This is a genomic window from Rubrivivax gelatinosus, assembly GCF_004340905.1.
Lineage (GTDB): Bacteria > Pseudomonadota > Gammaproteobacteria > Burkholderiales > Burkholderiaceae_C > Rubrivivax > Rubrivivax gelatinosus.
In genome coordinates this window covers 35,882-51,232 of record NZ_SLXD01000005.1, presented here as the reverse complement: position 1 = coordinate 51,232, position 15,351 = coordinate 35,882, and the positions used below count along the sequence as shown (strand labels likewise).

The window sequence follows — 15,351 nt, the reverse complement described above, 5'->3', positions numbered from 1 at the left end:
ATGAACCGGAAGATTCCCTTCGCCCTGGCCGCGCTGACGCTGGCGCTGGCCGGCTGCGCCAACCTCGCGCCGACCTACGAACGCCCACCCGCGCCGGTGCCCGCCGCCTTCCCGGCAGCCGGGGCCGATGCGGCGTCGGACGCCCAGCGCCCCTGGCGCCAGCAGTTCGACGACCCGCGGCTGGTGCAGCTCGTCGAGCTGGCGCTGGTCAACAACCGCGACCTGCGCGTGGCCGTGGCCAGCGTCGAGCAGGCGCGTGCCCAGTACCGCGTGCAGGACGCGGCACGCCGGCCGACGCTGCAGGCCTCCGGCAGCGGCGACGCCGCGCGCACGCCGGCCGACCTGTCGGGCACCGGGCGCACCTTGGTCTCGCACAGCTACGGCGCCACGGTGGGCATCAGCGCCTACGAGCTCGACTTCTTCGGCCGCGTGCGCAACCTCAGCGAGCAGGCGCTCGCCCAGTACGCCGCCACCGAAGAGGCGCGCCGTGCCAGCCAGATCACCGTCGTCGCCGAGGTCGCGCAGGCCTACCTGGGCTGGTCGGCCGACCTGCAGCGCATGGCGCTGGCCCGGCAGACGCTGGACAGCCGGCTGCAGACCGTGGCGCTGACCGAACGCCGCCTGGCCGCCGGCGCCGACTCGGCGCTGGCGCTGCGCCAGCAGCAGTCCAGCCTGGAAAGCGCGCGCGGCGAGGTGCAGCGGCTGAAGGCCGTGCTCGCCACCGACCGCGAGGCGCTGGCGGTGCTGATCGGCGGCCCGGTGCCGCCGGCGCTGGCGCCGCAGGCGCTGGACCCGGCGGCCACGCCGGCCGGGCTGCAGATCGCCGCCGGGCTGCCCTCGGAGCTGCTGCTGCGCCGCCCGGACCTGCTGGAAAGCGAACACCAGCTGCGCGCGGCCACCGCCAACATCGGCGTCGCGCGGGCGGCCTTCTATCCGCGCATCGCGCTCACCGCCTCGGCCGGCAGCGCCAGCGCCGAGCTGTCGGGGCTGTTCAACGGCGGCTCGGGCAGCTGGAGCTTCGTGCCCCAGGTGTCGCTGCCGATCTTCGACGGTGGCGCCAACAGCGCCAACCTGGAGGCCGCACGCGCCGCGCGCGACATCGCGCTGGCGCAGTACGAGAAGGCGATCCAGGTCGCCTTCCAGGAGGTCGCCCAGGCGCTGGCGGAGCGCGAGGCGCTGGGCGAGCGCATCGCCGCGCAGCAGGCGCTGCTAAAGGCCAGCGGCTCGGCGCTGGAGCTGGCGCGCGCGCGCTGGGAGCGCGGCGCCGACAGCTGGCTGGAGGTGCTGGACGCGCAGCGCACCCACGACAGCGCGCAGCAAGGCCTGGTCGACCTGCGCCAGCAGCAGGTGGACAACGGCATCACGCTGTACAAGGCGCTGGGCGGTGGCACCGCGTGAGCCTGCGGGCGCGCGGCCGGGCCGGCGGCGCGTGCTCGACTGGGTGCCGGCGACCCTGCTGGGCGGTGCCCTGGCCGTGCTGGCGGTCGGCCTGTTCGGCGGCTGTGCCGCGGTGCTGGACAACGTACCGCTGAACCGACCGGCCGCCGACGGCAGCGCGCCGTTGGTGGCGCCCCACCCGCCGCAGCCGGCGGATCGCCAGATGATCGGGATGTCGCTGTCGGGTGGCGGCCTGCGCGCCGCGGCGTTCTCGCTGGGCGTGATGCGCGAGCTGGCTGCGGCGCCGCAGGACGTCTACGCGGACGTGCACTTCATCTCCAGCGTGTCGGGCGGGTCCCTGACGGCGGCCTATCTGGCGCTGCAGGGCCGGCCCGGCCTGGACAGCGCGCGCGAGGAGCTGCTGCTGCGCGACTACGAGCTGCATCTGCGGCTGTCGCCGTGGTCGCCGGCCAACCTGCTGCGCCTGCTGGCCGGCGGCATGAACGACCGCAGCAACCTCGGCCGGGTGCTCGACCGCGACGTCTTCCGCGGCGCCGACTTCGACACCCTCTGGGGGCGCGGCGGCCCGGAGGTCTGGATCAACGCCACCGACCTGTACAACCGCACGCCGTTCCCGTTCGTGCCCGAGGTCTTCGCCGCCTTGTGCAGCGACCTGGGCAGCCTGCGCGTGAGCGAGGCGGTGGCCGCCTCGATGGCCGTGCCGCTGGCGTTTGCGCCGGTGGTGCTGCGCAGCTGGGGCGAACGCTGCGACGACGATCTTCCGGCCTGGAGCAGGCTCGAGCCCACCGACGGCAGTGCCAGCGCCGACCTGCTGGCGAGCACGGCGCGCGCGGTGAAGAACTACCGCAACCCCGGCCGCATGCGCTACGTGAAGCTGGCCGACGGCGGCCTGACCGACAACCAGGGGCTGTCGAGCCTGCTCGTCGCGCGTGCCGTCGCCGACAAGCCTTACGCGCCGCTATCCGAGGCCGATGCCGTGACGCTGCGCCGGATGCTGTTCCTCGTCGTCGACGCCGGGCGCCCGCCCAACGGCGACTGGGCGATGACGCCCGAGGGGCCGTCCGCGGTGGACATCGGCCTGGCGGCGGCCGACGCGGCCGTCGACTCCGCCACCCGGCTGAGCCTGCAGGTGTTCCGCCGCGAGATGGCGCGCTGGCGAGAGCAGCTCGTGGCCTACCGCTGCGCCCTGCCGCCCGAGCGGGTGCGGGCGCTGCGCGGGGAGGCGTCGCCGTGGGACTGCGCCGATCTCGTCGTCGAGGTGGACGTGCTCGGTTTCGAGGGCCTGCCGCCCGAGCTGGCCGCGCGCATGCGCGAGATGCCGACGCGGCTGACGCTGTCGGCCGCCGATGTCGACACCGCGATCGCCGCCGGCGCCTGGGCGGCCCGGCGCAGCGCTGGGCTGGCCGGCTACCGCGCCCAGCGCGAGGCCGATCGATGAGCCGGCCCCCGGCCGCCTGCCCGCCGCGCGCGGGCTCAGTCCATGCCCGTGCGCTGTTCGGACCAGAACGACTTGGCCAGGATGCGCCGCGGCGCGACGCCGGCGCGGCGCAGGCTCTGCAGCAGGCTGCCGATCGTGCGTTCGCGCCCGGTCAGCACGAAGCGGGTCTGCGGCCCGGCCTGCTCGAGCATCGCCGCGACCATGTCGTCCAGGTGCAGGCCGCCGTCGCGGCGCTCGACGGCCACGGCGTCCAGCGCCAGCGCCTCCAGCATCTCCTGCGCCGAGTGGCCGTTGATCACTTCCAGCACGCACAGCGCCGGCCGCCAGGAGGCGGCCAGCGCGACCGAGGTCTCGTCGCCGACGAGCACCGTGTCGGCCGGGTCCAGCGCCGCCAGGTCCAGCGAGCGGCGCGGGCCGATGAAGTCGACGCGGTCGCCGTGGTCGACCTTGCGCGCCCAGACGCTGCCCGGGCCCCAGGACAGCGAGTGCACCAGCAGCTGCGTGCGGCCGCCGCGCTCGTCCCAGCCGGTGGGCGTGAAGGCGCGTGTCGTCATCAGGCCCGGGGCGACGCGGATCTGGAGCTTGTCGCCGGGCTGCCAGCGCAGGCCGCGCAGCTGCGGCCCCTGCAGCGTGATCAGGCGCAGGCCGGGGCCGACGATGCGGTTGGCGTGCACGGTGGCGCTGCGAAAGATCAGCCGGCCCAGCAGGCGCGGCACCAGCCTGGTGACCGGGGAGGGCTCGCGTTCGTCCGCGGAAGGGCTCATGGCGGTGGTGTCGGGGCGGCGGGGGCCGGTGCGATGGTCTTGTGGACCCCGACATGCTCGCCGTGCGGGGCCGGCGACAGAAGGGGGCGGCGTGGATCGATTCGATCGATGGAGTTGATGGAGTGAGCCGCTGTTCGCTGGACCATTTCATCGTCTTCGTGGCTGTCGCCGAGTGCGGCGGATTTGCCGCAGCGTCGCGCAAGCTGGGGCGCGCGCAATCGGCCGTCACGCATTCGATCCGCAGGATGGAGGAGGCCTGCGGCCTGCTGCTGTTCGACCGCAGCGGCTACCGCGCCGAGCTCACCGAGGCCGGGCGAGCGCTGCTGGTGCGCGCGCGCCGGGTGATCGAGGAGTTGAAGAGCTTCGAGCGTGAAGCCGGCGCGTTCGCGAAGGGGCTGGAGGCGGGGCTGAGCGTCGCGCTGGACCCCTTCGTCGCGCAGGCGCCGCTGGCGGGCGTGCTGCGCGAGCTGCACGCCGCGTATCCGCAGGTGACGCTGACGCTGTCGGTCGTGCCGCGGGCGCAGGTGCTGGAGTGGGTGGCCAGCGGCCGGGCGCAGCTCGGGGCGGTGAGCGACACCGCGCCGCTGGGGGCGGCGTTCGAGGCCTTGCGCTGGGGCGAGCACCGGCTGGTGGCCGTGGCCGCCCCGGCGCACCCGCTGGCCCGGCACGACGGGGCCCTGCCGGCCGAGGCGCTGCGCGGCCACATGCAGGTGGTGTGGACCCCGGGCGAAGCCGGCGGGGGCGAGGCGGGCACCGGCGTGCCGGCGGGAGAGCGCTGGCAGGTGAGCTCGCTGCATGCCAAGCGCGAGCTGCTGCTGGCGGCGGCGGGCTGGGGCAGCCTGCCCGACCACCTGGTCGCCGAGGACCTGACGGCCGGCCGGCTGGTGCGGCTGCCGATCGAGACCTGCGCGGGGCGCCAGAGCCTGCCGGCCTTCGGCACCGCGGTGATCCGCCGCCGCGGTGCCGTTGCCGGCCCGGCACTGCGCCGCCTGCTGGAGCTGTTGCGCGCGGCGGCCGCGATCCCGCAGGGCGCCGCGTCGCCGTGACCACCACGCGACGCCCCGGCCGCGAGCCGCGCGCACCCTCTTAGAATCGCGCCCGGCTGCCCGTAGCTCAACTGGATAGAGCAGTTGCCTTCTAAGCAACAGGTCGGGGGTTCGAGTCCCTCCGGGCAGGCCAATCAATCAAGGACTTAGGCGCGTGGCTGTGTTGCGGTTGTCTACCGCAAACGCGACCTGTCTACCGATCGGAGTGCGCTGCCGCTATCCGGCATCGCCCGACAACGCCGCCATCGCCCGCTTGCGCGCTGCCTTCGGCGCCCGGTGATAAGCCAGCATCAGCTCGGCCAGTTCTTCGCTGTCGCAGTAGAGATAAGCGACCGGCACGCCCAGCACCTTTGCCAGTCGTACGGACATCGGATAGTCCGGAGCGTGCACGCCTTGCTCGTAGCGGTTGATCCGGGTCGAGGCGACGAACTCGTCCAGGCCGGCGTCGACCCCGAGCTGCTTCTGGCTCAGCCCGAGCGAAAGGCGCGCCTGCTTCAGGCGCGTGCGCCAGACATCCGTCGCTGAATCCGAACCCGTAGCTTTCATGTTGCTACGAGAGTCGTAGTTTCCGTAGAATCCGACTACTACGAGATACGTAGCTTTGCCCGCCTTCGCCTCTGACCTTCGACGGGAGCCCGGCATGCAGATCGACTTGCAGCCTCGTGAACAGGCATGGCAACAGCGCCCGCTTTGCCAGAGCTACCGGCTGATTTGCGTCGAGGCGTTGGCCGTGCGAATCCGCCAGCCGGATGAAGCGAGGACGGTCATCGCCCGATGGGCTGTCGGCTGGCTCTCAGCGCGTGAACCGGACCTGCTGGGCGTCTGGCTCGATGACGGGCCGTCGCATTCCTTTCGGCCTTTTCGGCCGTGGCTCATCGATGACTTGCGGTCACGCGGCGTCGAATCGTTGGGACACGTGGTTGAGCGAACCTCGGGCCGAAAAACTGCGCCGTCTCAGCTTGCCTACGGCCCATTGAACGCCCGCTTGCTCGTCCTCTCGGCGAAGGCCGAAGCGGCCTTGCGCCCGCTGAATGCGGCGCTCGTGCGCGCGGTGGTTCGTGTGGGCGGCTTCGACGACGCAGCTTCCGCCACCACATTCCTCGCCGGCGTGTTGATGCGCGCCGAGCGGCATCTGAACGTGCGCGGGCAACTGCCCAACGCGTTGGCTGCAGGCGCCATTTGCCGGCAGCGAGTTCGTTGTTTGACGGCTTCGGCCGTCTGACCGCTGCGCTCTCCGCGGAACGCCTTCCATGATTCCCGACTGGCCTGTCGTCATGGGCCGCGTGCGCGCTGCGCTGCTGCGCCGTGGCCGTACCGAGCACGATGCCGATGACCTGGTCCAAGAGGCTTGGCTGCGCCTGGCGCGTTACCAGCGCGAGCAGACGGTTGCCGAGCCCGAGGCCTTCCTGATGCGCGCGGCGCTCAACCTGTCGATCGACGCCTTCCGCGCACGCGCAGTGCGAGGCGAGGAACTGCTGCTAGACGACGTGGTGCTGATCGACACCGCGCCTGCAGCCGAAGCCGTGTTGTTGGCCAAGGAGCGCATGGCGCGGTTGAGCGTCTGCCTGGCCCGGTTGACCGACAAGACACGCGCCGTCTTCCTGGCGCATCGCATCGAAGGCCTGAGCTACCAGGAGATCGCCCGGCTGCATGGGCTGAGTGTCAGCGCGGTGGAAAAACACATCGCGAAGGCGACGCTTCAGCTCACGAGTTGGATGGAGGGGTGGTAGATCGACTGGGAGCCAGGAGCAAGTGCAGCGCAGGGAATGAGCTTCCGCTTCAGACTGGGTGCTGCCGCTCGATGGCCGGAGGTGATGAGACTGCTCAAGACGAAACCCGACGGTCATCCTTCGCGCCGCGGCGCCAAGGATTAACGTCGAGTACCTAACATCGAAGCCATGCCTCGAACACAGGCTTCGCTAGCAGGACGCAATTCGCCTCCTGAATAAACTATCGTGCCGCCGATGGCCCTCCGCCGTCCCTGCGAAAGCTAACACCGGGAGCGGGGCGGCACCGTCCCCATGAGAGTCCCTCGTCAACTTCCTCCTCTTCTGAGCGCGGCGGATACCGCTTGCTGTGAAAGAGAAGTGATCTGCTCAGACGCCAACTAGAGGGGCGCTTTTGCGGCGCGCCGAGCGTAGACGCTTAGTACCCTGCTTGCTTAGCCGCGGCTTCGATCCAAGGCCCAATGTTCGCGTGGGATGAGCTGCTCCAATTATGAACGGAGAAGAAACGGCTGAGTGCTGTGCAGCCCGTCGGCGGGAGGTTTGCCGTGTACGGCCACTTTTTGATTTCCTCCTTGCCGAAGTCTGTTGTATAGGTCCACTTGTCGCTAACCGCCTTACGCTCGACGACTTGAAGGACGTCATCCTTGCGGTAGACGCCAACGAGATCGAAAGGATTGTCACCTGCCTGCGACGTATTTCCGTCAAAGTCGGCGATAGAGTGAATCCTGACACCCATCAGGCCGCGATTGTCGAATAGCGCCTGCGAGATCTCGAACCGCACCCACCGGCGCGATGCCGTTTCGGCACCGATCAGCACGCAAATGACGCTGGTGCCTTGTATCTCCTCGCGCAGGAAGCGCCTAAGAGCAGCTGCGTTCTCATTCTTTGCTCTTTCGAACGCAGACGCGTCATAAAATCCAGCGTCACCATTCTCTTTGAAGAATTGTGATTTGCGCACAACCTGCGCGCGCTGAACATCCGGCTTATAGTGAAAGCTAAAGAACGTCCTTCGAGCCATGGCGGTTAAAGTGAGTTAACGTACTGGCCACTAGATTGGCGAGGATAGAACGCGGCCAAGCGGCCGTCGTTCGCGAATTCCACGCGACGGTAAAGGTCGATGTACTCGGATCCGTACGATCCTCTATCGTCATTTGTGGGGACGACTAGAATTCGTTCATTCAACTTAGTGCCGTCCGCATGTCCCAGCTCCCAAGGGCACCAGCGTGACATCATGGACTGTTGGGTTGCCAGAAAGAGGAACCAGTAACATTCCTGGATTCGAGCGCGTAGCCTCTTAGCCGTCTCCGCCGATGGTTTGTCCGGCATGGTGCTATCCTGCCAATCTATGTAGAGCTCCATCCCATGCTGCTTAAGGACGGTCTGCAGTCCCAAGGCTAGAGAACGGTCATGATGGCTGTGACATAGAAATGCCGTCCTCTGAATCGGAGCCGAATGCCGCTGAGGGACGATCGAACTTCCTGCGCTCCGCAGTGTCGCCTGATTAATATTCATTAGGGCCGCCGCTGTTTGTCAAATCGGAACTTAAGCCGTATCCGCAAATGCTTCCTGTGCAACGGTTTCAGCAGCGTCGCGGATCAATGCAAAATGCGCCTTGCGCTCATTTGCTCAGTTTTTGCACAATCTCGAGGACGTGCTTCATCAGGACATGCGGCTCGAGGTCTTTCCGCCCGAGTTCCTTGATGATAGGCACGATCCAGGCCTCGAAGCCCGAGTAATATTTGGCTGGATCTTTAAGGACCTCACTCCATAATTCCTCCGCCACATAGCCTGTGGCACCAACCGGAACAGGGACGAGACCATTAGCCACTGCGATTTCAAATTCTCGACGAACCCCGTTGGCTGGAACGAGGTTGCGGGCGTCGTCAAGCTTGTTGCCAAAGACAAATATAGCGACACCCGCAAGCGAAATCATTCGCTGGCGATATTGCTCCCACAATATCTTTAGATTCTCGCCATGCTGTGGAAATGGCCGCACGACGAGTTGGTCTTCGGAAAATTTTTGCGGGCTTCCGTAGATCGCCTCAAGGGCGCCATTTATTACGGCACTACCGACACCCCAGCCGAATCCGTTGACCACCCTGCAGTTTAGCTTGACACATTCCATTGACAGGTTGTGCACAAACGTGAGGGCAGTTGGCCGATCCCAAGTGCCGTACTCTTCGGCGCTTCCCGAGAAGAACACCGTCTTTTTCCTGAATCTGCTCTCGATCAGCTTCAGGATTCGGGGGATATCATCGTAATCGGCCACTAACAAAGTTTGTATCCCGAAGCGCTTCAAGTCGTTGACACGAAGTTCTTGTCGGCGCTCCTCCAGAGGCTGGTCTTCTGGATCTGCGGCAACAGCTGCTTTCATGATGCAGTAGTGCGTACGTTTAGTTGCGCCGTAGACGTGGAGACGACTCAGTACGTAATCCAGATTTGGGTCGCTAAAGCTGAATCCGATAAATAGAAACGTCTTTGATACGAGATCACCAAGAAGCGCCGTAACGAATGGTGCGCGCTCAACGTGGTAGCGCTCGTACTGCGCCTTATAGAGCACGGCGGAATGCGGATCCGATACGTCGCCGTGCATCTTGTAGACAACGGCGTCCCGCTTCGGCCTCGTGCTCGTTAGCTGCTCGATCTTGTGCTTTACGTCGGCGACGCGGAACGCCGCGCGCAGCGCCTCCTCTATCAACGTGTCGTAGTTAGTCGTCCAGTACGTGCCGATGGGCAGGCGGGCTATTAGTTGGTGCACCTCCGAAGGTTCGGCCTGCTCGCTGAACTCCTGGAGGATCTTCTTGGCCACACCATCGGAATTACCGCCTCGCTGATTGACGTGATACTGCGCGACGGCAATGAGGTCGTGCTCGAGTTTAATGTCTAGGCCCAGTTCCTGCGCTATGTCAGCAAGGAGTTCCCGCCAGTCGACATAACCGACGGTTCTAGACATTCCTGCCCCAGCAAAGATGGCAGCACTGTCACTTTGGAGGTCATGTACATATGCCTTTATGAAGGCCTCGATTTCTCGATCAGGGGTCAAGCGCATGAATTCAGAACGGGGAGATGCAAAACGAAATCCGAAGTCGATTCCACCGCAAATGAGCGGCTCGGATACTCGGCGATCCAGGAAGCCGTTCCGGATGCGAACGATCGCTGATTATTCCGTAAGGACTTGGTTAGGTGGCCCGCTTTCGCTGCCACGATTCAAGAATGAAAAGAGCGACTGTGTGCGCACTATGCACTGCAAGTCGTGCGTGCCGTGGCTCTAACCTGTAGCTCTTCTTGCCTGCGCCGTGCGCCGAGCTGGCATGTGTGCGAAGGGCCCCAATTCCGTCCACGACGGAGATTATGCCGCTGAGAATCTGCTGGAGGTCTTGGTCTTCCAGAGAACCCGGATCGAAGCCAAGGTGCTTCCGGACAACGGACCAAACTGGCTTGAGGTCGAGCTTGGCGGGTGCCTCGATATTCTCTTCTGCGATATAAACTTTGCATATCGACTCAAGGATATTGCTGGCCGCAGAAACAGCCTCACGCGGGTTTGTTTCGACGTTTATTAGAGCACGCGAGAACTCATCATCTACCGATGCTATATCTCGATCGCGAATAAACTCCTCGAGCGTTCTTGAGGGCGCAGCAAGCGCACCGGTAACCCTGCCTCCATCGACGTACCGGAGCTGGCACTGCGCCAAGACCCTTTGTATTCTTTGACGACTCTCGAGCTTTTGGACGTCCCAAGTACTGTTGGGATCTAGCGGCTCCTCCATGTAAACCTCGAGGAGCTTCCCTAGAACAGCAAGCGGGTCGACTGTTTCATCCTTGTTCGTGAGTCGCAGCCACGCTTGCGCCTTCACAGCCTTACTTCCTTCAGGTGGTTCGCCTGGCGCGCCGGCGTAGCTGAACAAGTTGTCAAGAGACGCGTGGGTCTCCCGGCTAGACGTGATTTCGGCTACAACGGCCAACACCGCTGCGGGGATGAGACGTCGCATCGATGGAGCGGGGGCAATAAAAGTTTGTTGTCAATAAGCTTACGCCGCTTATCAACGCAAGCTTTGCGAAAAGCAGCTGCTGAAGGCATCAGGCGCCCCCTCGTTCGGGTGGTCAAGATCTTTTCGACGCCGGACGGCCGGCGAGCGGTTGGCGCGCTTGGGGGCACGGGAGCCGTGATTGCGTTGCGCCAACGGCGCACCTTCCGGCAACTGATCTGGCGTGCATCGACCGACGAGCCCGGCAACCGGTAAGCAGCCGCAAGCGGACGGCACCGGCGGGGCGTCGGGGACCGCACCCGCTGCACAGCAGCCGTCCGACGAGTGGGCGCTCTAGACTGGGGGCGGTCGGTCGAGCCTTGCGTGACTAGCGACAGCTTGATCGGGAATCGGTCGTTCGCTGCGCAGCAGCAGCTCGACGCGCAAGTACCATTCCGCCATGGCAGACAGGATCACTACAGCCTTTCTTCAGCACGCCGAGAAAGTGCTGACGACCAGCGTCGAGGAAGGCGGTAGCGGTACTTGACGGCCAGCACGGTCTTGATGTTGCCCAGCCCCGGGTTTACCGCGATGGAAGAGCATTCTTGACTCTGGCCGCCGCCCCTGGTGACGTGCGGTTCATGCAGGCTCGCTCTGCGCATTTTCGATGCGCGTCGTAAAGAAGGCACCACACATCCTTGACGCCGCATCGGTGGCGCCGGCTAACATGAATAGTAGGTGCCTCACCTAGGTAGACCACAATGAGCACTGTTCACGAGGACACGAAGGCTTGGCTGCTCAGTCAGCAAAATTGGCTTCAGGAGGCAGCAGACCGGCTGCTGAGTTCCGGCCAGCTCCACGAAGAGGACTTGAAGGCGACCGCGGAACTGATTAAGACTGAGGACGGGCGCAAGGTGACGAAGCACCGTGCCTTTACATCGCTAACCCAGGCCCCCGTCGCGTCGGGCGAGCTTCGGCTCTTCGGTATTTCCGAGGTTGAAGGGATTGAGAACCTCTCGCCCAAGTCTCCGTTGGACTTCGGCAAGGGCAATCTTGTGGTCGTCTACGGCCACAACGGCTCTGGCAAGTCCGGCTACACCCGAATACTCAAGCGCGCGAGCGGCAAGCCGCGGGCCGCGGCACTGAAGGCCAACGTCTTCGGAGACCCGCCAAAGATCCGCCAGTGCAAGATTGACTACGGGCAGGGAGCTAGCCCGGCATCTCTGGTGTGGCTTGCTGACAGTGATGCCGTCCCAGCCTTGCGGGCCGTCGACATCTTTGACAGCGACGAAGCGGTGCACTACCTCACCAAGGAGAGCTCGGCTGGCTACGTGCCGCCTCTGGTGCTGATGTTCGAGCAACTGGCAGCTGCGTGCGACGGCATTAAGGCAAAGCTGCAGACGCAGCAAGAGAAGTTGGTCAGTGCGCTGCCGGCAGTTCCTCAGGAGTACGCGGGGACGGTTCCCGCAGGTCAGTACACGAAGCTGCGGCACACGATGACGCAGGCGGATATCGACCAGCTCACAAGCTGGACGGAGGCTCAGGCCAAGACGCTCCAGGACCTGGGCGATAGGCTCAAGGTTGCCGACCCCGCGGCGGGCGCTACCCAACGCAGGGCCAAAAAGGCTCAACTCGAGAAGATCATCGCCGCTCTCGGCCAGGGAGCTATTGCCTTGGGATCTGCAGGCGTCCAGAGCATCCGCACGCTCCATACGGCGGCAAAGGACAAGCGTCGAATCGCTTCTGAGGCAGCGACAGTCAGCTCCGCGCTTCTAGACGGAGTCGGACAGGCAACCTGGCGTGCAATGTGGGACGCCGCGCGGGAGTACTCCCGGACGGCGTACCCGCAGAAGCAGTTCCCAGTGACCGACAAGGCGCGTTGCTTGCTTTGCCACCAAGAGCTTCAGCCCGATGCACAGCAGCGACTTCAAGACTTCGAGCAGTTCGTTGGAAGCAAGCTTGAAGCTGAAGCCAAGGCGGCTGAGAAAGCTCATGCCGACGCGATCACAGCTTTGCCAGTACCACCGACCGACGAGCAGCTCACGACGCAGTGCGCTGCTGCCGGGCTGGACGAAGCTGCGTGGCTGGATGAACTGAAGGCGTTCTGGGTCCCCACACGCTCGACCCATGCAGCACTTGTGGCGAAGGAGGCGAATGGGGCGGCAGTGGCGGCTCCGGACGTGGCGCCTCTCGCAGCCAAGCTGCAGGCTCGAGCAAAGGGCCTTGACGAGGAAGCGATCCAACTCGACAAAGACGCCAGAGAGTTCGACCGCGCGAAAGCTGCCAGGGAGAAGCTCGCGCTAGAGGCTCAGAAGTGGATCTACCAGCAGAAGGCGGCCGTCATCAAAGAGGTCGAGCGGCTGAAGTCCTGGCAGGACTTCGAGACCTGGAAGGGTTTCGCCAGCTCGCGCAAGGTCTCGATGAAGGCTGGTGAGGTGACCGAGAAGATCATCACCGAAGCCTACGTCAACCGGTTCAACGCCGAACTGGAAGCCCTTGGTGCGAGGCGAGTACGTGTGAGCATCGTTAAGACCCGCATTGAGCGCGGCAAGGCCATGCACCAGCTCAAGCTCACAGGTGCGAAGCGCGGCGACGACCCCGTTGGAGTGCTCAGCGAAGGCGAGCGGCGCATCGTCGCCCTTGCAGCTTTCCTGGCAGACGTCACCGCCAAACCTCACGTCGCGCCATTTATCTTCGACGATCCCATCTCGTCCCTCGACCACGACTTCGAGTGGGCGGTGGCCAAGCGACTGGCAGAGCTCGCCAAGACCCGCCAGGTCCTAGTATTCACTCACAGGCTGTCGCTGTATGGCGCAATGGAGGATGTGGCCAAGAAGAACGGCGAACAATGGAAGAAGGACCACCTGGTTCAGCGATGTATCGAGGCCTATTCGGGTTCCGCGGGCCTTCCCGTGCCCGAGACTGTGTGGACACTCCGGACAGACAAGGCAAACAACCTGCTGCTCACTCGCCTTCAAGCCGCCAAAAAGGCCGGAGACGGTGGAGGTAGCGAAGCCTATCGGGCCCTGGCGCAAGGCATCTGCAGCGACTTCCGAAAACTGCTTGAGCGAACGGTCGAAGACGACTTACTCAACGAGGTCGTCAAGAGGCATCGACGGAGTGTGACGACGGAGAACCGACTATCCGCGTTGTCTGCAATTGAACCTGCCGACTGCGCGAAGATCGACGGCTTGATGACCAAGTACTCCTTCTATGAGCACAGTCAGTCGATGGAGGTTCCGGCCTTCATCCCCGACGAGCCCGAGCTACGTGCAGACATTGAAGCGCTCAAGGCATGGCGCGACGACTTCGAAAACAGGAGCAAGAAGGCTCTGGGCTAGGCGTCATATGAAACGACAAGGACGTTGCATCGCTAGTGTGGTGCGCGGAGCTGTTCTGCACTGTTCTTGAAGCTGCGACCAGCGCCGACTTTGCTCGCGTCGCTACGCTAGGTTAGCTCACCTTGACTGGGCGCACGGCCACTGTGCGGAATGTCTGCTTGGTGCCAGTCGGCGTGAGTTCGCCTGCTCGGATCGACGGGCAGCAGCCGCTGCACAGCCGCCGTTCTGTGCCGACCAAGCCGGTGAAGCCGCAGGGTTCGACGCGTCGCGCACCACGCGGCCACCTCACGTGCCGCCGAAGCTTGGATACGACGCGCGACCACCGTCATCGACCTGCACCACTCCGGCCGCCACCAAACCGTTCAACGCCGCACTGACCGCATCGTCAGTCGCGTCGATCCCCAGGAATGACTTCAGCGACCGCCGAAGCGACGGTAGCTTGGTGGGCCGTTTGTCGCCCATCTTGCGCAGGCTGTTGGACAGCCTTTCCATCGTCTGCAGGGCGCTGCTCGCCGCCTTCGCGGGCTTCGTCGTCGTATCTGGAACGCCGGCCTGCTTGGCTGACTCCGCCCCGACGGGCAAATCGGCCTTCTGAGTCGCTGGCGTTCCGCTCGCCGTTGCGACAGCGGTCTTCTTCGCGGCCGTGGCCTTCTTCGCCGCTACTTTCTTGGCCGGAGCCTTCTTTGCAGCGGCCTTCTTGGCTGCTGCTTTCTTCACCGGCACCTTCTTGGCCGCTGCCTTCTTCGCGGGTGCGCTCTTCGCTACGGGCTTGGCTGCGGGGCTTGGTGCCTCCGCGTTCGCCACCGCCGGCTTGACCTGGCCATGCGCCAGCCGCTGCACCGCGAAGCCCATGCCCCGCGCGTGCTCGATCATCGGCTCGTAGCCCTTGTCGTTGGCCACCACGACGATCGGCGAGCCGGGGTTTCGCGACGCGATGTAGCCCAGGTAGAACGACAGGTGGAAGTCCAGCGCGTTCTTGCCGGGCCGGCTGATCGGCACCGCGGTCGCGTTCGTGCCGAAGGACGCGAAGCGGCGCTCGACCTCGTGCTGATGGGGCCCGTGGAAGACCCAGACCTGGCCGGCGCCCGGCACCAGTTCCCGAAGCTCGCCTTCGGTCGGCTGGACGTTCTCGTAGTCCACCAGCACGTGCGGCCCGGGCGCCGCGGCCCGTGCCGGCGGGATGCGCGCGATCGTGTGCAGGGGCGGGTACTTCGCCGCATTCAGCGCCAGCTTGTCCTTCACCGCCTGCGCGATGTCGATGCGGCTGTGGTGGGCCAGCTGCAGCAGGTACAGCAGCACGTCGGCCACCTCCTCGCCGATGCGTTGCTTGACGGCGGGGTCCTCGTGGGCGCGGGCCGATTGCTCGGGCGTCATCCACTGGAAGATCTCGGCCAGCTCCGCCGCCTCCACCATCAGCGCGGTGCTCAGGTTCTTCGGCGTGTGGAACGGCTGCCAGTCGCGCTCGGCGGCGAAGTGGCGCAACTCGGCCTGCAGCTCGGACACGTTCATGCGGAGCCTCCCTCGTTCTTTGCGGCGATCTTGCCAGCGTCTCGGGTGGCGACGGTGCAGCTTGTCGGCTGTCCGCACGACGGCTCCATCAGCGTTCTCAACGCCTTCTGCGTCGCCAGCCGCCGCCTGCGGGTGTTCGGTTCACGCGGCGGGGTCGCAGTGT

The 15,351-nt window shown here is 65.2% G+C and carries 13 protein-coding genes and 1 tRNA gene; 7 read left to right on the top strand and 7 right to left on the bottom strand.

Annotated features, from left to right (window positions below; all coding sequences use genetic code 11):
- Positions 1-1,398 (top strand): efflux transporter outer membrane subunit, encoded by a 1,398-nt coding sequence (locus tag EV684_RS09160; protein WP_132646427.1) that lies wholly within the window; start codon positions 1-3, stop codon positions 1,396-1,398.
- Entirely contained in the window at positions 1,385-2,836 is a 1,452-nt protein-coding gene (locus EV684_RS09155; protein ID WP_132646425.1) for a patatin-like phospholipase family protein, read from the top strand. The genes EV684_RS09160 and EV684_RS09155 overlap by 14 nt, the downstream gene beginning before the upstream one ends.
- A gap of 35 nt (positions 2,837-2,871) precedes the next feature.
- Here EV684_RS09155 and EV684_RS09150 read toward each other — a convergent pair whose 3' ends face one another.
- Positions 2,872-3,600, bottom strand: coding sequence for a siderophore-interacting protein (locus EV684_RS09150; RefSeq protein WP_132646423.1), 729 nt, complete (start codon positions 3,598-3,600; stop codon positions 2,872-2,874).
- Positions 3,601-3,722: 122 nt separating this feature from the next.
- On the opposite strand from EV684_RS09150, the gene EV684_RS09145 reads away from it, so the two are divergent.
- A complete protein-coding gene (locus tag EV684_RS09145; protein WP_165908445.1) occupies positions 3,723-4,646 on the top strand; it encodes a LysR family transcriptional regulator in 924 nt (307 codons plus the stop codon).
- A 56-nt stretch (positions 4,647-4,702) separates the two neighbouring features.
- Positions 4,703-4,779, top strand: a tRNA-Arg gene (locus EV684_RS09140).
- Between the two features lie 83 nt (positions 4,780-4,862).
- Here EV684_RS09140 and EV684_RS09135 read toward each other — a convergent pair.
- On the bottom strand, positions 4,863-5,192 hold the full coding sequence (locus EV684_RS09135) for a helix-turn-helix domain-containing protein (protein WP_132646419.1): 330 nt from the start codon (positions 5,190-5,192) through the stop codon (positions 4,863-4,865).
- Positions 5,193-5,286: 94 nt separating this feature from the next.
- Between EV684_RS09135 and EV684_RS09130 the strand changes: the two genes are divergently transcribed.
- Both EV684_RS09130 and EV684_RS09125 read left to right on the top strand, forming a co-directional pair.
- Positions 5,287-5,868 (top strand): transposase, encoded by a 582-nt coding sequence (locus tag EV684_RS09130; RefSeq protein WP_132646417.1) that lies wholly within the window; start codon positions 5,287-5,289, stop codon positions 5,866-5,868.
- 28 nt (positions 5,869-5,896) lie between these two features.
- Positions 5,897-6,376: an RNA polymerase sigma factor gene (locus EV684_RS09125; RefSeq protein ID WP_132646415.1), complete on the top strand. Its 480-nt coding sequence runs from the start codon at positions 5,897-5,899 to the stop codon at positions 6,374-6,376.
- Positions 6,377-6,791: 415 nt separating this feature from the next.
- Here the strand turns inward: EV684_RS09125 and EV684_RS09120 are convergent, their stop codons facing one another.
- From EV684_RS09120 to EV684_RS09105, 4 genes are all read right to left on the bottom strand, one after another.
- Positions 6,792-7,391, bottom strand: a complete 600-nt coding sequence (locus tag EV684_RS09120; protein WP_132646413.1) for a TIR domain-containing protein — start codon at positions 7,389-7,391, stop codon at positions 6,792-6,794.
- Positions 7,392-7,396: 5 nt separating this feature from the next.
- Positions 7,397-7,885 (bottom strand): toll/interleukin-1 receptor domain-containing protein, encoded by a 489-nt coding sequence (locus EV684_RS09115; RefSeq protein ID WP_132646411.1) that lies wholly within the window; start codon positions 7,883-7,885, stop codon positions 7,397-7,399.
- Between the two features lie 106 nt (positions 7,886-7,991).
- Complete coding sequence (locus EV684_RS09110) at positions 7,992-9,326, bottom strand: SIR2 family protein (RefSeq protein ID WP_243651124.1); 1,335 nt, start codon at positions 9,324-9,326, stop codon at positions 7,992-7,994.
- Between the two features lie 226 nt (positions 9,327-9,552).
- Positions 9,553-10,362, bottom strand: coding sequence for an abortive infection family protein (locus tag EV684_RS09105; RefSeq protein ID WP_132646407.1), 810 nt, complete (start codon positions 10,360-10,362; stop codon positions 9,553-9,555).
- A 737-nt stretch (positions 10,363-11,099) separates the two neighbouring features.
- On the opposite strand from EV684_RS09105, the gene EV684_RS09100 reads away from it, so the two are divergent.
- Positions 11,100-13,679: an AAA family ATPase gene (locus EV684_RS09100; protein WP_132646406.1), complete on the top strand. Its 2,580-nt coding sequence runs from the start codon at positions 11,100-11,102 to the stop codon at positions 13,677-13,679.
- A gap of 285 nt (positions 13,680-13,964) precedes the next feature.
- Here the strand turns inward: EV684_RS09100 and EV684_RS09095 are convergent, their stop codons facing one another.
- Positions 13,965-15,188, bottom strand: a complete 1,224-nt coding sequence (locus tag EV684_RS09095; RefSeq protein ID WP_132646405.1) for a nucleotide pyrophosphohydrolase — start codon at positions 15,186-15,188, stop codon at positions 13,965-13,967.
- Between the last annotated feature and the right edge of the window lie 163 nt (positions 15,189-15,351).